The organism is Streptomyces sp. KR55 (assembly GCF_052245645.1).
In the GTDB taxonomy this organism is placed as follows: Bacteria; Actinomycetota; Actinomycetes; order Streptomycetales; family Streptomycetaceae; genus Streptomyces; species Streptomyces flavusporus.
Genome location: NZ_JBQQCE010000140.1, coordinates 1 through 21,136, shown reverse-complemented (window position 1 = coordinate 21,136; position 21,136 = coordinate 1). Strand labels below are relative to the sequence as shown.

The 21,136-nt window shown below is 70.2% G+C and carries 22 protein-coding genes; 8 read left to right on the top strand and 14 right to left on the bottom strand.

Annotated features, from left to right (window positions below):
- Window positions 1-347 (bottom strand): thiamine pyrophosphate-dependent enzyme (locus tag ACTWQJ_RS21450; protein ID WP_443308232.1); only part of this gene is annotated, 347 nt, incomplete at its 3' end.
- A gap of 190 nt (window positions 348-537) precedes the next feature.
- Here ACTWQJ_RS21450 and ACTWQJ_RS21445 point away from each other — a divergent pair.
- Complete coding sequence (locus ACTWQJ_RS21445; protein ID WP_129799121.1) at window positions 538-1,023, top strand: Lrp/AsnC family transcriptional regulator; 486 nt, start codon at window positions 538-540, stop codon at window positions 1,021-1,023.
- Between the two features lie 3 nt (window positions 1,024-1,026).
- Here the strand turns inward: ACTWQJ_RS21445 and ACTWQJ_RS21440 are convergent, their stop codons facing one another.
- Window positions 1,027-1,617, bottom strand: a complete 591-nt coding sequence (locus ACTWQJ_RS21440; RefSeq protein ID WP_443308231.1) for a TetR/AcrR family transcriptional regulator — start codon at window positions 1,615-1,617, stop codon at window positions 1,027-1,029.
- Window positions 1,614-3,131: a 3-hydroxyacyl-CoA dehydrogenase gene (locus ACTWQJ_RS21435; RefSeq protein ID WP_443308230.1), complete on the bottom strand. Its 1,518-nt coding sequence runs from the start codon at window positions 3,129-3,131 to the stop codon at window positions 1,614-1,616. Before ACTWQJ_RS21435 ends, ACTWQJ_RS21440 begins: the two co-directional genes overlap by 4 nt.
- A gap of 160 nt (window positions 3,132-3,291) precedes the next feature.
- On the opposite strand from ACTWQJ_RS21435, the gene paaN reads away from it, so the two are divergent.
- On the top strand, window positions 3,292-4,983 hold the full coding sequence (gene paaN, locus ACTWQJ_RS21430; RefSeq protein WP_443308229.1) for a phenylacetic acid degradation protein PaaN: 1,692 nt from the start codon (window positions 3,292-3,294) through the stop codon (window positions 4,981-4,983).
- Here paaN and ACTWQJ_RS21425 read toward each other — a convergent pair.
- Genes ACTWQJ_RS21425 through ACTWQJ_RS21415 form a run of 3 tightly spaced genes read right to left on the bottom strand, consistent with a single transcriptional unit; the run spans window position 4,980 to window position 7,782 of the window.
- Window positions 4,980-5,807: a TrmH family RNA methyltransferase gene (locus ACTWQJ_RS21425; RefSeq protein ID WP_443308228.1), complete on the bottom strand. Its 828-nt coding sequence runs from the start codon at window positions 5,805-5,807 to the stop codon at window positions 4,980-4,982. The genes paaN and ACTWQJ_RS21425 overlap by 4 nt on opposite strands.
- Window positions 5,804-7,033, bottom strand: a complete 1,230-nt coding sequence (locus tag ACTWQJ_RS21420; RefSeq protein ID WP_443308227.1) for an HTTM domain-containing protein — start codon at window positions 7,031-7,033, stop codon at window positions 5,804-5,806. The genes ACTWQJ_RS21425 and ACTWQJ_RS21420 overlap by 4 nt, the downstream gene beginning before the upstream one ends.
- A complete protein-coding gene (locus tag ACTWQJ_RS21415; protein WP_443308226.1) occupies window positions 7,030-7,782 on the bottom strand; it encodes a DUF5819 family protein in 753 nt (250 codons plus the stop codon). Before ACTWQJ_RS21415 ends, ACTWQJ_RS21420 begins: the two co-directional genes overlap by 4 nt.
- Window positions 7,783-7,998: 216 nt before the next feature.
- Between ACTWQJ_RS21415 and paaA the strand changes: the two genes are divergently transcribed.
- From paaA to ACTWQJ_RS21385, 6 genes are all read left to right on the top strand, one after another.
- Window positions 7,999-9,024 (top strand): 1,2-phenylacetyl-CoA epoxidase subunit PaaA, encoded by a 1,026-nt coding sequence (gene paaA / locus ACTWQJ_RS21410; RefSeq protein ID WP_443308225.1) that lies wholly within the window; start codon window positions 7,999-8,001, stop codon window positions 9,022-9,024.
- Entirely contained in the window at window positions 9,021-9,308 is a 288-nt protein-coding gene (gene paaB / locus ACTWQJ_RS21405) for a 1,2-phenylacetyl-CoA epoxidase subunit PaaB (RefSeq protein ID WP_020119451.1), read from the top strand. The genes paaA and paaB overlap by 4 nt, the downstream gene beginning before the upstream one ends.
- A complete protein-coding gene (paaC, locus tag ACTWQJ_RS21400) occupies window positions 9,305-10,024 on the top strand; it encodes a 1,2-phenylacetyl-CoA epoxidase subunit PaaC (RefSeq protein WP_443308224.1) in 720 nt (239 codons plus the stop codon). The genes paaB and paaC overlap by 4 nt, the downstream gene beginning before the upstream one ends.
- A complete protein-coding gene (gene paaD / locus ACTWQJ_RS21395; RefSeq protein ID WP_443308223.1) occupies window positions 10,018-10,548 on the top strand; it encodes a 1,2-phenylacetyl-CoA epoxidase subunit PaaD in 531 nt (176 codons plus the stop codon). The genes paaC and paaD overlap by 7 nt, the downstream gene beginning before the upstream one ends.
- Entirely contained in the window at window positions 10,548-11,609 is a 1,062-nt protein-coding gene (locus tag ACTWQJ_RS21390; RefSeq protein ID WP_443308222.1) for a 2Fe-2S iron-sulfur cluster-binding protein, read from the top strand. Before paaD ends, ACTWQJ_RS21390 begins: the two co-directional genes overlap by 1 nt.
- A gap of 115 nt (window positions 11,610-11,724) precedes the next feature.
- Window positions 11,725-12,870: an acyl-CoA dehydrogenase family protein gene (locus tag ACTWQJ_RS21385; RefSeq protein WP_443308221.1), complete on the top strand. Its 1,146-nt coding sequence runs from the start codon at window positions 11,725-11,727 to the stop codon at window positions 12,868-12,870.
- Between the two features lie 23 nt (window positions 12,871-12,893).
- On the opposite strand, the gene ACTWQJ_RS21380 is transcribed toward ACTWQJ_RS21385, so the two are convergent.
- The 8 genes from ACTWQJ_RS21380 to ACTWQJ_RS21345 all read right to left on the bottom strand — a co-directional run bounded on the left by ACTWQJ_RS21380 (window position 12,894) and on the right by ACTWQJ_RS21345 (window position 20,578).
- Window positions 12,894-13,241 (bottom strand): rhodanese-like domain-containing protein, encoded by a 348-nt coding sequence (locus ACTWQJ_RS21380; RefSeq protein WP_443308220.1) that lies wholly within the window; start codon window positions 13,239-13,241, stop codon window positions 12,894-12,896.
- A gap of 152 nt (window positions 13,242-13,393) precedes the next feature.
- Window positions 13,394-14,242: a hypothetical protein gene (locus tag ACTWQJ_RS21375; protein ID WP_443308219.1), complete on the bottom strand. Its 849-nt coding sequence runs from the start codon at window positions 14,240-14,242 to the stop codon at window positions 13,394-13,396.
- A 45-nt stretch (window positions 14,243-14,287) separates the two neighbouring features.
- The gene (locus ACTWQJ_RS21370) at window positions 14,288-15,769 is read right to left on the bottom strand and encodes a DUF2252 domain-containing protein (RefSeq protein ID WP_443308218.1); all 1,482 of its coding nucleotides are present in this window, start codon (window positions 15,767-15,769) and stop codon (window positions 14,288-14,290) included.
- A gap of 316 nt (window positions 15,770-16,085) precedes the next feature.
- Window positions 16,086-16,313: a hypothetical protein gene (locus tag ACTWQJ_RS21365; RefSeq protein WP_443308217.1), complete on the bottom strand. Its 228-nt coding sequence runs from the start codon at window positions 16,311-16,313 to the stop codon at window positions 16,086-16,088.
- 299 nt (window positions 16,314-16,612) lie between these two features.
- Window positions 16,613-17,539 (bottom strand): hypothetical protein, encoded by a 927-nt coding sequence (locus ACTWQJ_RS21360; RefSeq protein ID WP_443308216.1) that lies wholly within the window; start codon window positions 17,537-17,539, stop codon window positions 16,613-16,615.
- A gap of 63 nt (window positions 17,540-17,602) precedes the next feature.
- Window positions 17,603-18,937, bottom strand: coding sequence for a Dyp-type peroxidase (locus tag ACTWQJ_RS21355; RefSeq protein ID WP_443308215.1), 1,335 nt, complete (start codon window positions 18,935-18,937; stop codon window positions 17,603-17,605).
- A gap of 19 nt (window positions 18,938-18,956) precedes the next feature.
- A complete protein-coding gene (locus ACTWQJ_RS21350) occupies window positions 18,957-19,970 on the bottom strand; it encodes a hypothetical protein (protein WP_443308214.1) in 1,014 nt (337 codons plus the stop codon).
- Between the two features lie 74 nt (window positions 19,971-20,044).
- A complete protein-coding gene (locus ACTWQJ_RS21345; RefSeq protein ID WP_443308213.1) occupies window positions 20,045-20,578 on the bottom strand; it encodes a hypothetical protein in 534 nt (177 codons plus the stop codon).
- Window positions 20,579-21,136: the final 558 nt, after the last annotated feature.

Genomic DNA, 21,136 nt, shown 5'->3' with positions numbered 1-21,136 from the left:
CCGCGTACGACGGCGGCGAGGGTGTCGCGGTAGCTGGGGAAGAGCCAGTCGCGGTCCTGCAGAACCAGTGCGGCGGCGACCTCGCAGGCCTCCTGGCCGGTGCTGGAGGGGTAGACGGCGAGGCGGCCCTGCTTGGTCAGGGCGGTGGCCTGCGCGTTGTACCGGCGGCCGCGTACCAGCTGCGTGTACAGCCGGCGCAGCAGCTCGGGGTCGGCCTTGGCGGCCGCCTCGGTGCCGAGGACGCGGTACGGAGCCGCGTCGGGCAGCAGCGGCGCGGGGCCGGTACGGGGCTGCCAGGCGGGCGGCGGCGACGGCCGATACGCGCCACGCTGCTCCATGACCGTCATGACGGCACCTCCTCGTGGGAGCGGCTACGAGAGGCGCGTCGGCTGTGATGCGCCCCACCTACCGATTGTTCGGTCGACGGCACATTTTGGCTACAGGCCCCCGCGGGCTGTGGACAAACGGTTCTCCACAACCTGAGATGGACGCATTACGTCCATGGTAGGGAGGCGGGGGGACATGGCATCTGAACAAATGGCCGAGGGCCCGGAGGCCGGTTCCGCCGTGCCGCCGCCGCGCCCGCTCGACGCCATAGATCAGGACATCCTCCGGATGCTCCAGGCCGACGGCCGCGCGTCGGTGCGGTCCGTCGCCGAACGGGTCCATGTCTCGCGCGCCAACGCCTACGCGCGGATCAACCGCCTCGTCGAGGACGGCGTCATTCGCGGCTTCGGTGCCCGCGTGAACCATGAACGGGCCGGCCAGGGGACATCGGCGTACATCACCCTGAAGATCGTCCAGAACTCCTGGCGCACGGTGCGCGAGCAGCTCAGACAGCTGCCCGGCGCCTCTCACATCGCCCTCGTCGGGGGCGATTTCGATGTGCTGCTCCTGGTGCACACCTCCGACAACCGGGCGCTGCGCGAGCTGGTGCTCACCCGGCTCCAGGCGATCCCGGAGGTGCTCAGCACGCGCACCCTGCTGGTGTTCGAGGAAGAGGACCTGGAGCCGCAGGGCTGAACGTCAGAAGTCCTGCCTGAGCCCGCCGAACACCAACCGCGCCACCGCGTCGGCCACTTCACGCTCACTCATGCCCCGGCCGTCGGGCCGGTACCACTCGACGATCGAGTTGATCATCCCGAAGACCAGCCGGGTGGCGAGCCGCACCTCCACGTCGCCACGCACGTCCCCGTCCGCGGCGGCCGCCTTCAGCAGTTCGGCGACCCGGTGATCGAAGTCGCGACGCCGTTCCAGGGCCCACCGCTCGGTGTCCGTGTTGCCGCGCACGCGCAGCAGCAGCGTCACGTACGGCAGCTCGGCTATGAGCACCTCGACCATGCGCCGTACGACGTACTCGAGGCGCTCGGCGGCCCGCCCCACGCGCGCGTGCTCCTCGTCGAGGATCCCGAAGAGCCCGTCCAGCGCCCGGCTCACGGCCCGGCGCAGCAGCTCCTCCTTGCCCGTGACGTGGTGGTAGATCGACGACTTGGAGATGCCGGCCGCCTTGGACAGGTGCTCCATGGAGGTGCCGTCGTAGCCGCGCTCGTTGAAGACCCGGACGGCAACCGACAGCAGCGTCTCCGGCGTGTACGTGTCGCGCTTGGCGGTGGTCATGAGGTGCTGCCCTCCCGCTTGTCTGTGGCGTACGCATGGCGGTACAGCGCGAGGGACGGCGCGTAGCGCCCGGACGGGTCGCGCAGGTGCAGGTCGTCGAGGAGGGCGTACGCCCAGTTGCGTCCGAGGCGGCGGCTCCATTCGAAGGGGCCGAGGGGGTAGTTGACGCCCAGGCGCATCGCGGTGTCGATGTCCTCCTCCGTGGCCACGCCCTTGGCGACGGCGTCGTGCGCCAGGTCGACGATCCGCGCGACCGTGCGGGCGACGATCATGCCGGGGACGTCGCCGATGACGCTGACCTTCTTGCCGAGCGCCTGGAACAGGCCGGTGGCCTCTGCGAGGGTCTGCGGGGCGGTGTCCTGGGAGGCGGACAGGGCGATGCGGGTGGCCTTGCGGTAGTCGAGCGCGAGGTCGAAGTAGACGACGTCCCGGAACTCCACGGAGGTCTGGCCGTCGGCGAGGGCCAGCTGGCCGCCGCCGGGCAGGACCAGCCGGGTGCCGTGGTCCTCTTCCTCCTCGCGGACCGGGATGCCCGCCTCGCGGATCAGCGCGAGCAGCTCGGAGGCCGGGCCCAGATCGCCCTCGGCGACGACGTACGCGGGCGGCCGGGCCGGCTCCGCGGTGTGCGGCTCGGACTGCTCGGCGCCCTCGCGGTAGTCGTACCAGCCCTGCCCGCTCTTGCGGCCGAGCCGGCCGGACTCGACCAGCCGCCGCTGGGCGAGCGACGGCGTGAAGCGCACGTCCTGGAAGAAGGACTGCCATACGGAGTGCGTGACGGACTCGTTGACGTCCTGCCCGATGAGGTCGGTCAGCTCGAAGGCGCCCATCCGGAAGCCGCCCGACTCGCGCAGGACGGCGTCGATGGTGGCGGGGTCGGCGCCCTGCGCCTCGTACACCGCGAAGGCCTCCGCGTAGAACGGCCGGGCGATGCGGTTGACGATGAAGCCGGGAGTGTCGGCGCAGGCGACCGGGGCCTTGCCCCAGGCGCGTGCCGTCTCGTACGCGCGCGTGGCCGAGGTGACGTCGGTGGCGAACCCGGAGACGACCTCGACGAGCGGCAACAGCGGGGCGGGGTTGAAGAAGTGCAGGCCCACGAAGCGGCCCGGGGAGCGCAGGGCGCCGCCGATGGCGGTCACCGACAGCGACGAGGTGTTGGTGGCGAGCAGACAGTCCTCGGCGACGACGTCCTCCAGCGCGCGCAGCAGCTCCTGCTTCACGTCCAGCCGCTCCAGAACGGCCTCGACGACCAGCGCGCAGTCGGCGAGCTCGGCGAGGCTCCCGGCGGGCAGCAGCCGGGCACGCGCGGCGTCCCGGTCGGCGCCGGTGAGCCGGTCCTTCTCGACGAGCCGGTCGAGCCGGGCGGCGATCGCGTCGGCCGCTTCCCGGGCCCGCCCGGGGACGGCGTCGTACAGCCGTACGGAGTGGCCCGCGACCAGCGCCACCTGGGCGATGCCCTGGCCCATGGTGCCTGCGCCGACGACGGCCACGGGGCTGCTGAGGTCGAGTGCTGTCATGTGCGCGATCCTCCCGCACGGGGTTTTCCACAGATGCGGCGGACCCCCTTGTCCCGACCGATCGTTCGGTTACTCTAACTCTGACTGCCTGTTTCTGCCCATGTCTCTGCCCAGGTCATGAGCTCGACGAAGAGTTTCTGAGACAAGGAGTTGGTCCCGCATGGCCGCCGAACTCACCGCCCACGAGCTGATCGCCCAGCACCGGCCCACCCTCGACCAGGCGCTGGAAGCGATCCGCACGCGCGCGTACTGGTCCCCGCACCCCGAACACCCCAAGGCCTACGGGGAGAACGGCAGCCTGGACGCGGCAGCGGGCAAGGCCGCCTTCGACGCCCTTCGGGGAACCCGCCTCGACCTCGGCCAGCCCGGCACGGACGACTGGACGGGCGGCGAGGTCTCGCCGTACGGCATCGAGCTGGGCGTCACCTACCCGCACGCGGACCTCGACGTCCTGCTGCCCGCCATGAAGGCCGGACAGCGCTCGTGGCGCGACGCGGGCGCGGAGATCCGGGCGATGGTGTGTCTGGAGATCCTCAAGCGGATCAGCGACCGGACGCACGAGTTCGCGCACGCGGTGATGCACACCAGCGGCCAGGCCTTCATGATGGCGTTCCAGGCGGGCGGCCCGCACGCGCAGGACCGCGGCCTGGAGGCGGTGGCGTACGCGTACGTGGAGCAGGTCCGCACGCCCGACACCGCGGAGTGGACCAAGCCCCAGGGCAAGCGGGAGCCACTCGCGCTGACCAAGCGGTTCACGCCGGTGCCGCGCGGGATCGCGCTGGTCATCGGCTGCAACACCTTCCCGACGTGGAACGGCTACCCGGGCCTGTTCGCCTCCCTCGCCACCGGAAATGCCGTCCTGGTCAAGCCCCACCCGCGCGCGGTGCTGCCGCTGGCGCTGACCGTGCAGGTCGCGCGCCAGGTGCTCGCCGAAGCGGGCTTCGACCCGAACCTGGTCGCACTGGCCGCCGAGCGGCCCGGCGAGGGCATCGCCAGGACGCTCGCCACCCGCCCCGAGATCCGGATCATCGACTACACCGGTTCGACGGCGTTCGGCGACTGGCTGGAGGCCAACGCCCGCCAGGCGCAGGTCTTCACGGAGAAGGCCGGTGTCAACACGGTGGTCGTGGAGTCCACCGACGACTACAAGGGCATGCTCGCCAACCTGGCGTTCTCCCTGTCGCTGTACAGCGGCCAGATGTGCACCACGCCGCAGAACCTCCTCGTCCCCCGGGACGGCATCCGCACCGACCAGGGCCCCCGGTCCTTCGATGAGGTGGTCGCCGACCTGGCGAAGGCGGTCGGCGGGCTCCTCGGTGACGACACGCGCGCGAACGCCCTGCTCGGTGCCATCGTCAACCCGGACGTCAAGGCCCGCCTCGAGGCCGCGGCCGGCCTCGGCGAGGTCGCTCTCGCTTCGCGGGAGGTCGTCAACCCGGAGTTCCCGGGCGCGGTGGTCCGTACGCCCGTGATCGTGAAGCTGGACGGCGCCAAGCCGGACGACGAGGCCGCGTACATGAGCGAGTGCTTCGGGCCCGTCTCCTTCGCCGTGGCCGTCGACTCCGCGGCCGACGCAGTGGAGCTGCTGCGGCGGACCATCAGGGAGAAGGGCGCGATGACGGTGGGCGCGTACACGACCGACGAGGAGGTCGAGCGTGCTGTCGAGGAGGCCTGCCTGGAGGAGGCCGCGCAGCTGTCCCTGAACCTCACCGGCGGGGTGTACGTCAACCAGACGGCCGCGTTCTCCGACTTCCACGGCTCGGGCGGCAACCCGGCGGCCAACGCGGCCCTCACCGACGGCGCGTTCGTGGCAAACCGGTTCCGGATGGTGGAGGTGCGGCGCGAGGCCTAGGCCTTGATCGGTGCGCCCCCGGTGGCGCTCCAGTGGTACAGCGTCATGGCCACGCTGGTCGCGAGGTTGTAGCTGGAGACCTGGGGGCGCATCGGCAGCGCCACCAGATGGTCGGCACGCGCGCGCAGGTCCGCGGACAGGCCGCTGCGCTCCGAGCCGAAGGCGAGCAGCGCGTCGTCCGGCAGCTTCAGGCCGCGGATGTCCTCGCCCTCCGGGTCGAGGGCGAACACCGGCCCGGGCGGGAGCTCGTCGACGGCCAGCCGCTCCACCGCGGTGGCGAAGTGCAGCCCGGCTCCGCCGCGTACCACCGTGGGATGCCAGGGGTCGAGCGTGCCGGTCGTGACCACGCCGGTCGCCCCGAAGCCGGCGGCCAGCCGGATGACCGCGCCGGCGTTGCCCAGGTTGCGCGGCTGGTCGAGTACGACGACGGGCGCGCTGCGGGGTGTGCGGGCCAGCGTCCGCAGGTTGGCCTCGCGGGACGGCCGTACGGCCAGGGCGGCCACGGCCGTGGGATGGGGGCGCGGCACGAGGGACGTGTACGTCGACTCCGTGACCTGCGTGAGCAGCGCGTCCAGCGTCTCCCGTACGTCCGGAGCCAACTCGTCGGCGAGTGCGAGCGCGGCCGCCCGGTCGACGGTGACCGCTAGGGGCACCTCGGCCCCGAAGCGCACGGCGTGCTTGAGCGCGTGGAACCCATCGAGCAGCACAGAGCTACCGACGAGCCGTCGCCAGGCGCCGACGGGGTCGACGGCCTGCCGATGTGCGGGACCGGCGGCACCGAGGCTTTCCGGGCCGGGCGGGGCTTGGCTCGCGGACTCCGTCATGCCCTGAAGCCTACGTGGGTCTGCTCGGGTTTCCCGATGTGCTCGGGGGCGTCGTCCCTGTCCCGCTGAGCGGGCACCGTTCCGCCGGCGCGCGGGAACAGGCGGGCACGCGCGCGTGCGGCACCGTCGCCGAGCCGGCGCAGGAACGGCGTCGGCAGGAAGACCGCGTCCGCCGCGATCATCGCCAGCGAGAAGAACGGCAGCCCGAGGACCACGGCGATCACCGCATGCTCGGTGATCATGATGGCCAGGAGGACGTTCTTGACCCGCCGGTGGAACAGCGTGAACGGGAAGGCGACCTGCACGATCACGGTCCCGTACGTCACGAGCATGACCAAGGTGCCGCTGGCCGACAGCAGGTCGGCGAGCGCGGGCCAGGGCGAGAAGTAGTCGAGGTGGAGGGGATAGTAGACCGCGGTGCCGTCCTGCCAGCGCGAGCCCTGGATCTTGTACCAGCCGGCCGTGGCGTAGATCAGACAGGCCTCGGCCATGATCACCAACAGGGCACCGTTGTGCAGGATGTTGCCGATCACGTCGAGCATGATCCGGGGCTGACCCGTCCGCGCAAGGCGCCCGACGATCCACCACAGGGCCTGCGCCCCCCACACGGCCCACAGCAGCGCCGGTACGAACCAGTCGCCGTCCAGCCGCCCCACCGCGGTCACCGCGAACAGCGCCAGACCGAGCACGCCCCACAGCACCGGGCCGGTCCGGTCGGTGACCCGCTCGCCACGCGCGCGTGCCGCCCGCGCGAGCCGGGCACGCCGCGCGTCCAGCGACCACACCTGGCCGCACCGCGTGAACACCAGGTAGATGCACATCAGGTGCAGGACGTTGTCGCCGCCGTCCCCCATGAAGACGCTGCGGTTCTGCAGCGAGAGCACGCCGACCATGAAGAGCACGGACATGGTGCGGGTGCGCCAGCCCACGATCAGCAGCAGGCTCGACGCAGCGGCGAGCACGTAGACGGCCTCGAACCAGAACTGCCCGTCGGACCACATCAGGGCGGTGAACGCGCCGTTGGCCCCGATCAACTGCTCGGCGAGGTCCCAGCCCCACGGGCCGTCGGGGCCGTACAGCTCCTGTCGGTGGGGAAACTCGCGCAACAGGAACAGCAGCCAGGTCGCGGCGAATCCGATCCGGATCACCGCGGTCTGGTACGGGCCGAGGGCGGACTCGGTGACGCGGGCGATCCCGCGGGAGACGGCGAGGGCGAGACGGCTCACCGGACACCTCCCTCGGCCTCGTTCTGCGGCACCGACCACCAGGGCAGCACCCGGTACGTCGGCTTGAGGGATATCTGTTCCTCGCTCCAGTCGGGCGGGCGGACGTTGGTGGTCTGCGAGCGGACCTGCACCCGGTCGACGACATCACCGGGCCCGGCCGCGTCCGCACGGTCCAGGCGCAGCACCACGATGCGGCGCAGATAGGTCTCGCTCAGCGCGCCGCGCAGGCCGGAGGGGCGGTTGTCGCCGTCGTGCGTGGCGACGTAGAAGTCCCAGGCGCGGCGCAGCTCGTTCTGCTCGGTGTGGCTGGGCAGCAGGTTGCCGTCGATGGCCCGGCCGTCCTGCGCGGACAGGTCGTACCAGCCGGTGGTGCGTATCTCACCGCCCGCCGTGTGGATCTCGGCGCGGACCTGCACGGCGATGTTCTGCTGGAGCGGGTTCGGGGCGAACAGCTTCCAGTTCTGCTCGAACTCCGGGTAGATCCACTCGTCGATCGCCTCGCCGTGCTTCTTGGTGACCGTGTTCGACGGCGCGACGTGCAGGAAGACCATCCCGATGTGGACACATACGGCGACCGCGACGACCGCGAGGGCGAGCGCGACGCCGATCTGGTAGCGGGACGACAGGGCGGCGACGCCGGTGTGGGGCTCCTGCTGCGTGCTCATCCCATCGGGTCCGCTCTGCTCGCCCGGCCCGTGCGGAACGCTTGCAGCTCCGCCGTACGCGTCCTTCGCGCGATGCGCGTCCATTCCGCCCCGATCCCTGTCCGTCTCCGCCGCCCGGCAGCCCCCTTGCACGCGAACGGTACTCAGGCCGACCCGCCCGGCACAGCCCGTTCCCTCGGCCCGCCCGCAGGTTATCCACAGCGGTTGACACCTTACGGCGCTCGACCGACCATGGAATCGCACGAACCGAACGATCGGTCGGGAGTAGCTCCGGACAGAGCCCAAGGTCGAGGGGGCCTCATGGCGACAGCAGCCGCGCACGAGACGGACCGCACAGCGGCATACGGCACCGACGACGGCGCCACCGATGCGTACGAGCGCGCCTTCAACGCCGCCGTGGCCGCCGACGAGCGCATCGAGCCGCGCGACTGGATGCCCGACGCGTACCGCGCGACGCTGGTCCGGCAGATCGCCCAGCACGCCCACTCCGAGATCATCGGCATGCAGCCGGAGGCGAACTGGATCACGCGCGCGCCCTCGCTGCGCCGCAAGGCCATCCTGATGGCCAAGGTCCAGGACGAGGCAGGCCACGGGCTGTACCTGTACAGCGCGGCCGAAACACTCGGCACCAGCCGCGAGGAATTGCTGGACAAGCTGCACAGCGGCCGCCAGAAGTACTCCTCGATCTTCAACTACCCCACGCTGACCTGGGCGGACGTCGGCGCGATCGGCTGGCTCGTGGACGGCGCCGCGATCACCAACCAGGTACCGCTGTGCCGCTGCTCCTACGGCCCGTACGCCCGCGCGATGGTCCGCATCTGCAAGGAGGAGTCCTTCCACCAGCGCCAGGGCTACGAGCTGCTGCTCGCCCTCAGCCGCGGCACCCCCGAGCAGCACGCGATGGCGCAGGACGCGGTGGACCGCTGGTGGTGGCCGTCGCTGATGATGTTCGGCCCGCCCGACGACGAGTCCCAGCACTCGGCCCAGTCGATGGCCTGGAAGATCAAGCGTCACTCCAACGACGAGCTGCGCCAGCGCTTCGTCGACATCTGCGTCCCGCAGGCCGAGTCCCTGGGCCTCACCCTCCCGGACCCGGACCTGAGGTGGAACGAGGAGCGCGGGCACTACGACTTCGGCCCGATCGACTGGACGGAGTTCTGGGAGGTACTCAAGGGCAACGGCCCGTGCAACGAGCAGCGGATGACGCAGCGCAGGCAGGCGCACGAGGAGGGCGCCTGGGTCCGGGAGGCGGCCACGGCACACGCGGCCAAGCACGCCGCCCGAGGCCCGCGTACCACGGAGACGACGGGAGCGACGCGAGCATGACGAACACCGACTGGCCGCTGTGGGAGGTCTTCGTGCGCTCACGCCGCGGCCTGTCCCACACCCACGCCGGCAGCCTGCACGCCCCGGACGCGGAGCTCGCCCTGCGCAACGCGCGCGATCTGTACACCCGGCGCGGCGAGGGCGTCTCGATCTGGGTCGTCCCCTCGTCCGCCATCACGGCGTCCTCGCCCGACGAGAAGGACCCCTTCTTCGAACCGTCGGCAGACAAGCCCTACCGGCACCCGACGTTCTACGAGATCCCGGAGGGGGTGAAGCACCTGTGACGACCACCGCCCCCACCACCGCCGCCCTCGCCCTGGGCGACGACGCCCTGGTGCTCTCCCACCGCCTGGGCGAGTGGGCCGGCCGCGCCCCCGTGCTGGAGGAGGAGGTCGCCCTCGCCAACATCGCGCTGGACCTGCTCGGCCAGGCCCGTGTGCTGCTCTCACTGGCCGGCGACGAGGACGAGCTGGCGTACCTGCGCGAGGAGCGCGCCTTCCGCAACCTCCAGCTGGTGGAACAGCCGAACGGCGACTTCGCCCACACCATCGCCCGCCAGCTGTTCTTCTCCACCTACCAGCACCTGCTGTACGCCCGGCTGGCCGCCGCAGACGGCCCCTTCGCCCCCCTAGCCGCGAAGGCCGTCAAAGAGGTCGCCTACCACCGCGACCACGCCGAGCAGTGGACCGTGCGCCTCGGCGACGGCACTGAGGTGAGCCATGAGCGGATGCAGCGGGCGTGCGCGGCGCTGTGGCGGTTCACCGGTGAGATGTTCCAGCCGGTGGAGGGCCTGGACGTCGAGAGGGAGAAGTTGCGGGCGGACTGGCTGGAGTCGGTCGGAGACGTCCTGCGCCACGCGACCCTCACGCTCCCCGAGGGACCGCAGTCCGGGGCCTGGACGGCGGGCGCCGGCCGGCAGGGCCTGCACACCGAGCCGTTCGGGCGCATGCTCGCCGAGATGCAGCATCTGCATCGCAGCCACCCGGGGGCGACATGGTGACCGGTACGACGACTCTGGAGGCGGAGCTGCTGCGGGTGGCGGGCTCGGTGCCCGACCCCGAGCTGCCCGTGCTCACCCTGCAGGAACTGGGCGTACTGCGCGCGGTGCACCTGCGCGACGCAGACACGGTCGAGGTCGAGCTGACCCCGACATACACCGGCTGCCCCGCCCTCGAGGCGATGAGCGCGGACATAGAACGGGCGCTGCACGAGCACGGCATACGGGACGTGACCGTCCGCACGGTGCTCACACCGGCCTGGTCCACGGACGACATCACACCCGAAGGGCGTCGCAAACTCGGGGAGTTCGGGATCGCGCCGCCGCGCGTGCGGCGGGACTCCGGGCCGGTGGTACTGGAATTGGGGCCGACGCGCACGCTCACCGAGGAGACGGATCCCGTCCGCTGCCCGCACTGCGGATCCGCCGACACCGAGCTGCTCAGCCGTTTCTCCTCCACCGCGTGCAAGGCGCTGCGGCGCTGTCTGGCCTGCCGTGAACCGTTCGACCACTTCAAGGAGTTGTGATGGCCCGCTTCCACACACTCCCGGTCACCGCGGTCGACCGGCTCACCGACGACTCCGTCGCCGTCACACTCGCGGTCCCCGAGGAACTGCGCGCGGAGTACCGGCACGCGGCCGGGCAGCACCTCGCCCTGCGGCGCGTGGTCGACGGGGTCGAGATCCGGCGAACGTACTCGATCTGCTCCCCGGCCCCGGACAACGGCGAGGGGCCGCGCACCCTGCGGGTGGGGGTGCGGCTGGTCGAGGGCGGGGCCTTCTCGACGTACGCGCTGAAGGAGATCAACGTCGGTGACGAGCTGGAGGTGATGACACCGGCGGGACGCTTCATCCTCGACCCCGCGCCCGGTCTGTACACCGCGATCGTCGGCGGCAGCGGGATCACACCGGTGCTGTCGATCGTCTCGACGCTGCTGGCACGCGAGCCGCAGGCCCGCTTCTGCCTCATACGCAGCGACCGGACATCCGCCTCGACGATGTTCCTGGAGGAGGTCGCCGACCTCAAGGACCGCTACCCGGAACGCCTCCAGCTGGTGACGGTGCTCTCACGGGAGGAACAGCAGGCCGGACTGCCCTCCGGGCGGCTCGACCGGGAGCGGCTGACGGGTCTGCTTCCGGCGCTGCTGCCGGTGACGGAGGTCGCCGGGTGGTTCCTGTGCGGGCCGTTCGGCCTGGTGCAGGAGGCCGAGCGGGCACTGCGCGGGCTGGACGTACCGCGCAGCAGGATCCACGAGGAGATCTTCCACGTGGACGCCGGAGCGCCCGCCACGCCGAGTGTCCCGGCGCCTGCGCACAGCACGGTGACCGCTCGGCTCGACGGCCGCGGCGGGACCTGGCCCGTGCAGGACGGCGAGTCGCTTCTGGAGGCGGTGCTGCGCAACCGGCCCGACGCTCCCTACGCCTGCAAGGGCGGGGTGTGCGGCACCTGCCGGGCGTTCCTGGTCTCCGGCGAGGTGCGCATGGACCGCAACTTCGCGCTGGAGAGGGAGGAGACGGAAGCCGGGTATGTGCTGGCCTGCCAGTCGCACCCGGTGACGGAGCGGGTGGAGCTGGATTTCGACCGTTGAGAGCGCCGGGCGCACGGTGAGCGGCACCGGTGTCCCCGGTCATTCCCTTCTTCTAGAACCTGTTCTATCTTGACGCTCCGTCAGATCAGCGGAGCCGCCCGGGAGGACAGGGACCGTGGACTTCACCTTCACCGAGGAGCAGCAGGCGGCAGCCGAGGCGGCGCGGGGCGTCTTCGCCGACGTCGCGCCGGACGCCGTGCCGAGCCCGGCGCTCACCACCGGCACCGTGGCCGACGACTTCGACCGGTTGCTGTGGGCCAGGCTCGCCGACGCCGACCTGCTGGGCCTGCTCCTCGACCCGGAGTACGGCGGGGCGGGCCTCGACGCCATCGCGTTGTGCCTGGTGCTGCGCGAGTCGGCGAAGGTGCTGGCGCGGGTGCCGATGTTGGAGAGCAGCGCGGCCCTGGCGGCCGTACAGGCCTACGGCGGCGAGGAGTTGAAGTCGGCCGTGCTCGCCAGGGCGGGGCGCGGTGAGATCGTGCTGACCGTCGCCGCCGAGGGCCGTACCGGGGGCCACGATCCCGCCGAACGTGCCGTCAGCGCACGGCAGGACGGGCCGGACGGGGCCGACTGGATCCTCGACGGGGTGCAGACGGCGGTGCCCTGGGCGTACGACGCCGACTTCACGCTCGTACCGGCGCACACGGGTGCCGACCGCAGCATCCTCGCCGTGGTGCCCCGCGGTCACGAAGGGGCGGTTCTCGCCGAGCAGGTCTCCACCACCGGCGAGCGGCTCGGCGAGCTGCGGCTGGAGTCCGTGCGGATTCCGGGCCGGTACGTCATCACGGCCGACGGCGCCTGGGAGTGGCTGCGTGAGCTGCTGGCCACCGGGACGTGCGCGCTGGCGCTCGGGCTCGGGGAGCGGGTGCTGAGGATGACCAGCGAGTACGCGAGCAAGCGGGAGCAGTTCGGGTACCCGATCGCCACCTTCCAGGCCGTCGCCGTGCAGGCCGCCGACCGGTACATCGACCTGCGCGCCATGGAGGCCACCCTGTGGCAGGCCGCGTGGCGCATCGCCTCGGGTGCCCAGGGTGCGCTGCCCGCCTCCGGGGACGTCGCGGTCGCCAAGATCTGGGCAGCGGACGGCGTACGCCGGGTCGTGCAGACGGCGCAGCACCTGCACGGGGGGTTCGGCGCCGACGTCGACTACCCGTTGCACCGGTACCACGCCTGGGCCAAGCACCTGGAGCTGTCGCTCGGCCCGGCCGCGGCGCACGAGGAGGCGCTGGGCGACCTGCTGGCAGCCCATCCGCCGGCCTGACGGCCCCCGGGACCCGGGGGCTGCTAGAGGACGTGTCCCGGTTCACCCGCGTCGGTCACCACGGAACGGCCGGTGGCCGCCCACACCTGCATACCGCCGTCGACGTTCACGGCATCGATGCCCTGCTGGACGAGGTACATCGTGACCTGGGCCGAACGCCCGCCGGAGCGGCAGATCACATGCACCCGGCCGTCCTGCGGGGCGGCCTCGGTCAGCTCGCCGTAACGCGCCACGAACTCGCTGATGGGAATGTGCAGCGCCCCTTCGGCGTGACCCGCCTGCCACTCGTCGTCCTCGCGGACATCCAGCAGGAAGTCGTCGTCCTTGAGGTCCGTGACCTCGACCGTGGGAACACCGGCTCCGAAATTCATGCTCCCGACGCTACCCGACGCAACGCCAAGCGTTCAGGCCCGACAGGTCGACACCGCTCAGGCCCGACAGGTCGGACGCCTCACGCCCGCCGGGCAAGCGCCGCTCACGCCCACCGGGCAGGCACAGCTCAGGCCCGCCCGGTATGCACCGCTCAAGCCTGCCCGGTCAGCGCCGCCAGCTCCGCCTCGCGTGCCGCGACGTCCGCCAGCAGTTGCTCGGCGATCTCCTCGAGGAGACGGTCCGGGTCGTCCGGCGCCAGCCGGAGCATGGAACCGATGGCGCCCTCCTCCAGTTCCCGGGCGACGACGGTGAGCAGTTCCTTGCGCTGGACCAGCCACTCCAGGCGGGCGTACAACTCCTCGCTACGACTCGGACGCCGCTCCTCGGGCACCGGCCCGGCGGCCCACTCCTCGGACAGCTCCCGCAGCAGCGCCACGTCGCCACGGGCGTAGGCGGTGTTGACGCGGGTGATGAATTCCTCACGCCGCTTGCGCTCACCCTCCTCCTGCGCCAGGTCGGGGTGGGCCTTGCGGGCCAGCTCGCGGTAGAGCTTGCGGGCCTCCTCGCTGGGCCGCACCCGCTGCGGGGGCTGCACGGGTCGGTCCGTGAGCATCGCCACGGCCTCCGGGAACAGGCCGTCACTGTCCATCCAGCCGTGGAACAGCTCCTCCACGGAAGGCATCGGCAGCACCCGGGCCCGCAGCTCCTGCGCACGGCGCAGGTCCTCAGGGTCACCGCTCTGTGCGGCCCTGGCCTCGGCGATCTGCGCGTCCAGCTCCTCGAGGCGGGCGTACATCGGGCCGAGCTTCTGGTGATGCAGCCGGGAGAAGTTCTCGATCTCGACCCGGAAGGTCTCGACCGCGATCTCGTACTCGATCAGCGCCTGCTCGGCCGCCCGCACCGCCCGCTCCAGCCGCTCCTCGGGCCGGGGCGCGCCGTCCTCGGGCGTCGCCTGCGCATCACCGGCGACACCACCCTGCTCAGCATCCGGGGTCGTCACCCGACCAGCGTAGGCCACGGGCGGACCGGCCCCGGAGGCTCACCCTCATACGCCCAGCTCAGCCGCGACCCGCCCGGCCCGCACCGCCGACACCAGCGCCGCATGGTCCGCCTCCGTACGGTCGGCGTAGGCGACGGCGAACGTGGCCATCGCCTCGTCGAGCTCCTCGTTCTTGCCGCAGTAGCCGGCGACCAGGCGGGGGTCGGCACTGTGGGAGTGGGCGCGGGCGAGAAGCGCGCCCGTCATGCGGGCGTAGTCGTCGAGCTGGTCGGTGGAGAGGGCGGCGGGGTCGACGCTGCCCTTGCGGTTGCGGAACTGGCGGACCTGGAACGGGCGGCCGTCGACGGTCGTCCAGCCGAGCAGGATGTCGCTGACGACCTGCATGCGCTTCTGGCCGAGGACGACCCGGCGGCCCTCGTGGTCGACGGGCGGGGCGTCGAAGCCGGCGGTCAGCAGATGGGGCAGCAGAGCCGAAGCGCGGGCCTCCTTCACCTGGAGTATCAGCGCCTCGCCCCGGTGGTCCAGCAGCAGCACGACGTACGACCGCATGCCCACACTGCCCGTGCCGACGACGCGGAACGCCACGTCGTGCACCGCATGGCGGGCCAGCAGCGGGAGGCGGTCCTCGGAGAGGGTCGTCAGGTACTGCTCCAGAGAGGCCGCCACGGCCGCCGCCTCCGCGTCCGGGACGCGACGCAGCACCGGCGGGGCGTCGACGAAGCGGCGGCCGCCGTCCTCGGTCGGCTCCGTCGATCTGGCGGCGAAGCGTCCGCTGGTGTTGGCCCGCGCCTTCTCGCTGACCCGCTCCAGGGTGCCGAGCAGGTCATGGGCGTCGGTGTGGGAGACGAGCTCCTCGTCCGCGATGGCGTTCCACGCGTCCAGCGCCGGGAGCCTGGCGAGCAGCCGCATGGTGCGGCGGTACGCGCCCACCGTGTCGTGCGCCGCCGTCCGGCACGTGTCCTCGTCCGCGCCGGCCTCCCGGCCCGCCAGCACCAGGGAGGCGGCCAGCCGCTTGAGGTCCCACTCCCAGGGGCCGTCGACCGTCTCGTCGAAGTCGTTCAGGTCGATGACCAGGCCGCCGCGGGCGTCGCCGTACAGGCCGAAGTTCGCCGCGTGCGCGTCGCCGCAGATCTGGGCGCGGATCCTGGTCATGGGGGTGCGGGCCAGGTCGTACGCCATGAGGCCCGCCGAGCCGCGCAGGAAGGCGAAGGGGGTGGCCGCCATCCTGCCGATCCGTATCGGCGTGAGCTCGGGGATGCGGCCACGGCTCGACTCCTCGACCGCGGTCACCGCGTCGGGCCGGGAGCCGTCGACGTCGAGGGAGGCGTGCGCACTCCGCGGGACCCGCTCCCGCAGGGCCTTGCCCTCCTCCTTGGGCGACACCTTGGCCGGTCCGGAGACCGAAACCCTCTCGAGCGGCCACTCGGCAAAGCCCCACACCCGCGGAATCCGCACCGTCCCGGAACCCGCCTCCTGCGCCCCGACCTCGGTCACCACGACCGCCTCCCCCGCGACTCGCACGAACATCAACTCGTGCCGACCGTACAACCGGCCGCCGAATCCCGTCAGACCCTGTGGACAACTCCTCACCTGTGGACATGCCCCGCCCGTGAGATAGCTCACGGGCGGCGCCCACCGCATACGTCCCCGGGCTGTGCATCGCCTCACACCGCGCGGCACAACGAGAAACGGGCCCCTGCCGTGACTTCCGTCACTGCAGAGACCCGTTCATCGGTCTGGTGGGGAACCGACGGAATGAGCTGGTCAGGGAATATGGACGCTCCTCTCAGGGTGCGATCCCGCGTTCATCAAGATCTTTTCCCGCGCAGCAGGTGAGGCCCTGTCACAGATGGCGCCGCATCACTTCAATGCAAGTGGCCCGGGCTTCGTTTGATCGATCTCGGGGGTAAGCAGCGCCGAGGTTCATGCCGCTGTCGGTCGTGATGGGTGGCTGCTGCCAGGCGAGGCTCATTTGGGCGTCGGCTTCCGCTCGCGCTGTCGCCACGAGCGTGGCGTACGGCCCTGCCACCGACGACGCCTCGATCTGCAGCCACGCCTGGTGGAAGGCCATGCGTGCCAGGAGGCCGCTTACTTCCGCATCAGGAGTTCGATCTCGCCCTCCGCGTGGTTGAGGCCCACCTCGTGCAGCGGTGCCACACGGGACTGCCGATTGCCGCCGTCGTCCGTGGTCGTTGATGTCAGCATTGGATGTCAGTGGAACAGCTCCGGAACCGGGCAGACCTCCAGTGGTTCTTCGGGCCGGTCTGCCCAGCGCCACCAGACATGCCGATCGACACACCTCCACAGCGTCCGGCAGGTTCGCTGGCCTTCGTCCTTACGCGTGCGCGTCTGCTGTACTGCCCTGGCCACCTATCTGGATGAGTCCGGAGTGACGACCGGAGGGTTGACCTTCTCGCTCGATTCGGCGAGCGGTGTGGGGGCGCTTCGCCGACCGCTGAGAATGGCGGCGATCGGCAGGGCCGCTGCCAACCCACTGAGCAGGATTCCGGCGAGCGCGCCCAGGACGGCGGGTTGGTCGCTGAAGGCGATGCCGATTGCAGCGAGGGCGGGCCCGGCGTTGCGGACGGAGGCAACGCCTCCCATGGTGGTTCGGCGCTCTGCCGGTCCCGTCGCCAATAGCGTTCCGACGGCGAAGGCGGCAGCGGCGAAAAGGAATCCTGCGAGGAGAGTGAGTGAACCGAGGAGGGCCACGACATCATTCCAGTTACCCAGCAGCATGCCGACGAGCACGATCAGGAAGGCGATGTCGGAGACCTTGGCTGCCGTGGGATGCCATGCCTGGGCGGTAGCCGTGGCGTAGCGGCGCAGGAGCAGTCCGATGGCGAACGGCACCAGTTGAAGAAGGGCGACGGTGCGGACCAGTGCTCCCACGTCGAGAGAGACGTTGGTGCCGACATCGGCGACGGTGAGGATGCCGTTGACGGTCGGTGCGAAGGTGATGCTGCCGATTGAGGCAAGGAGGACTTGCATCGCCGCGCCTCCAACCACATCGCCCTTCTGCACCATGGCCAGTTTCGCCCCGAAGGGACCGCCTGGGGACGACGCAACCAGGATCAGTGCGATGAACGCGGCTGAGGGGAGGCCGAGCAGTGTGCCCAGGCCCCAGCCGAGCAACGGAATGATCACTATGTTTGCCATCAACGCCAACAACAGCAGCGGAACGTTGGTGAAGACGCCGCGCAATGCGGGGACGGTGGTGCCCAGGCCGGCGGCGAACATCGTGGCAGCTATGAAGATCACGGTGACGGCATTGAGCACCAGATGCAGGGTCTCCATCGAGCGTCCCCTCGGGCTCCGGAGCACCTTTGCAGGGCACCACGGCGCTCCGTCGCCGCCTTGTCAGTCGCGAAGATCGCCGAGCCAGCGCAGGGCGCTCACACTCGGCAGGAAGCAGTACTCGCCGCCCCGGGTGACGACGAACCGGGGCAGGGCGGCCAGGCGGCGTCTCACCGGCCGTCGGGGGATGGTGTAGCCGGTAGAGCCGTCTGCGGACCCGGCGACGGGGTCTTTGGCGTCGTTTCCTCCGAAGAAGACGCCGTCGTTGATCCATTCCGACTGCACGAACTCAAACTGGCGTCCCAGGTGTGCGCCGATGAAAGCAAACATCAGGCCACGGTCTACTCCGTCGTCCTCCAGGGCTCCGTCGGGCAGAGGCGGTCCGTAGACGGCGCCGCGCCTGATCATGCGGTGCAGCCGTACCTCTCCGGCCACCGAGGCGTCCCGCGGGTTGGCCCGTCGGATATGGCAGCCGCGGGGCGTGTCGAATCCCGTCGGATCGTTCCGCTCGTACAGGAAGGTGTTACGGCGGTGCGGGTCGGCACCGAGTTCGGGGTCGTCACGCTGCGGCGCGAGCGCCAAGGGGGCCCCGCTGCGCCAGCGACCCATGATCTTGGCAGCGATCAGTTCCTCGTCGGCGGGCCCGGTGGAGTTGTCCTTCAGGTAGCGCCGGAAGTCGGAGACCTGCTGATGCAGCTTGCGGAAGACCGCGTAGCTGCCGTTACGGCCCAGGACGTCCGGCTTGGGGGTCTGGACGCCCCCGAGTTCGTCCGGATAGCCGAGAACGAACTCGCCTGCTCTGAGGGGAACTTCCAGCTCGTTCGACCCAGGGATGCCGCTTCCTTCGACGGCCGGGTGGCTGACGCCGTCCCGGTAGCCGAAATGCTCCCTTTCGGTGGGCAGGGCGTAGCAGTCCTGTCGCCAGACGGCCGTCACACCAGGAAGGCGGTCGTAGGCCGGGCGGGCCCGGTCGACGGCCGCTTCCAGGAGCAGAGGGTCGGGGGCGACTGCTGTGATCACCACGTGAACGTCGGAGCTGCCGAGCGGCGCCTCCCAGTTCTCCGGGCTGCTTACGCCGACATCGCCGAGCGCTTTGGCACGGGCCGCCATGCCTTGCCGGAACTCCCACGCGAAGGTGTCCAGCGACGAGCGGGGCACGCCGAGGGCCGCCAGGCCGGCACAGGAGACAGCCACGCTGATCCACGTCGAGCCGAGCGGGCTGACGGAGTCGGCGGCAGAGGTCACCGCTGCGCTCGCCCTGCGCATCAGTTCCCGTCCGTGGGCCCGGTCGTCGATACGGAAGAGGAGATACGTCGCGGCGTAGGGGGTCGGCCGGGGGCTGAGGACCCCGCGCTGAATATCGTCGAGCTCCAGTTTGACTGCCGTGGACCCGCTCACGGTGCGCCTCCCTGCGGTCCTACTTCGAGACGAGGTTGCGCCAGAAACTGCGCAGGCTGTCATCACCGCCGAACAAGGAGCTGAAGATCGTTGAGTCCGCCAGCAGTACGTCGCCGGCCCGGTCACCGCTCGGGGGCATCCACAGGAACATGTTGAACTCGGTGTTGCCCGCCTCGGTGAACGGATGCGGCCTGGACGTGTCGATCGGCTGCCTGGCCAGGACGTGGATGGAGTCCGGGTCGTCGGTCGTCACCTCGTAGTGCGGCAGATGCATGTGGAAGTTGAAGTTCGTCACCCCGTCCAGCCAGCCATTGGTGTCCAGATCCTTAACGGTGGACAGGGGAGCGATCTGGTTGCCCTCACTAGTGGCAGGGCGCAGGCCGTAGCGGTTCATGACCGGTATGCCAAGGCCTTTCATCAGGTCCCTGACGTAGGTGGCGAACCGCTGCTGGCGGGGCACCAGGGGATCGCCGTGGTGGCGATACTCCATGTCCCGCTCCGACAGGTCGTCCGAGGCTCCGACGTCGTGGTGGGGACCGAGGACCAGGCGGACGTCTTCACGGGACAGGAAGTGCCGCAGAGCCTCGATCTCCCCTGGCTGCGCCTCCTGCTCGGTGATCATGTGGTCCAGCCCGAACACGAACAGGACGTCCGTGTCCGCCAGTACACGCTCGTCCAGGGGGGTGTGGAAGCCGGCCTGGTCGATGCGCTGGTACACCGGCACGGGATGTCCCGTGGCGTCCTGGACGAAATCCTGGAACGGCACCCAGGCCCAGAAGAACAGCTCCAATGACCCGGCGATGCCTTGCTGGAACTGATAGGGGTCAGACCACTGGGGGTCCTCGTAAGCCGGCCACGCTACTCGCCTGACCTCGGTCATCGTTGAGAAGCGGTTGTCCAGCTCCGTCGCGAATCGGCCTGCCTCGGCCGGATAGCTCCACGAAACGTAGATACTCACCCGTCGCCCACCGGGTGTGTACTCGCGTGGAATGTGCCGCTGGTTGTAGGTGCGCGCGGTCTTGACCTCGCTCATTTCGATCGTCTCCGATCGTGGCGGTGCTCCGGCGCTGCGATGGCCCGCTCCTATTGCAGCACCGAGCCCCACCCTCACTGCATCTGGTCGAGCACCTCGGACAGAGCGCTCTTGACCTGCAGAGCCTTCTTGATCTCGTCCGCCGTCACGTACGGATACTCTCCGTACTCGATGAAGCTCGGACAGTGGTGCTCCCGCACGAACCTGACGAAGGCCTCAGGATTGGCCCGCCAATCCTCAGGAAATCCTTCGAGGTTCTCGAAGGCCGTGTTTACGCCGGCCTTCGTAAAAAGCGCGATCGCATCCTCGGTGTATTTGTCGAAGTCGGTGTCGAAGATCCCCTGATACATGAAACGCGTGTCGTCGTCGAAGAGCACCCATCGCAGGTAGTGCAGCTTCAGCGGAGCGAGAAGATGGGGATCTTGCTCCAGCGCTTTGGCCAGTGCGTGGCCGTATTCCCGCATGGCATCGGCTCGACCCGGCTTGACCCTCGCCACGATGGTGAATCCGTAACAGGCCGGAGTCTTGGGAAAAATGGGGCCGTACTTCCCCTGTTCGAGGTGGTCGGTGTCCTTGGGGATGACAGCTGCCTGCGGCTTGATCTCCATGTCCGCTCCCTCCCCATCCGATGGTCGGGACCACAGCCATCGTCCCACCCGGTTACTTCGTGCGCCTGCTGAGCGGAAGTGGTCGACATGCTGTGCGCCAGCTCATTCCGAGAGGACTGGGCTCCGCGATGGATCAGGGAGAGTTCAACCTGTTCGGACGCTCGTGAGCCGCGCTGCCCCCGGCGGCTCTGAGCGCTGGACTCGCCGTGAGTGCGGTGCCGGAGTAGACCGGGAGGGAGGGCCTGAGCGGCGGCTCCGGGGCCCTATGGGCGGGTGGTGGAGTCACGGGCCCCTGGACGTCGACGCTCGACGCGTTGTTCACCCAAGCGACGACCTGCGGGTGGTGCCAATTAACACTGAACCGCCCCGGTTCGAATGGAGACTCGATTCCATGTAAGGATCAGAGTCACGGCACGTCCCTCCTCCTACCCCAATGCCGCGTAGTTAGCGTGTGACGCGATCCGTCAAATCGCCTGTGGGGGCGGCGTGTTGTGGAGGCATGGAGACGGGACCTCGGGTATGGCAGGTAGTCGACCAAGATCTATCTGCTGTGCGAGG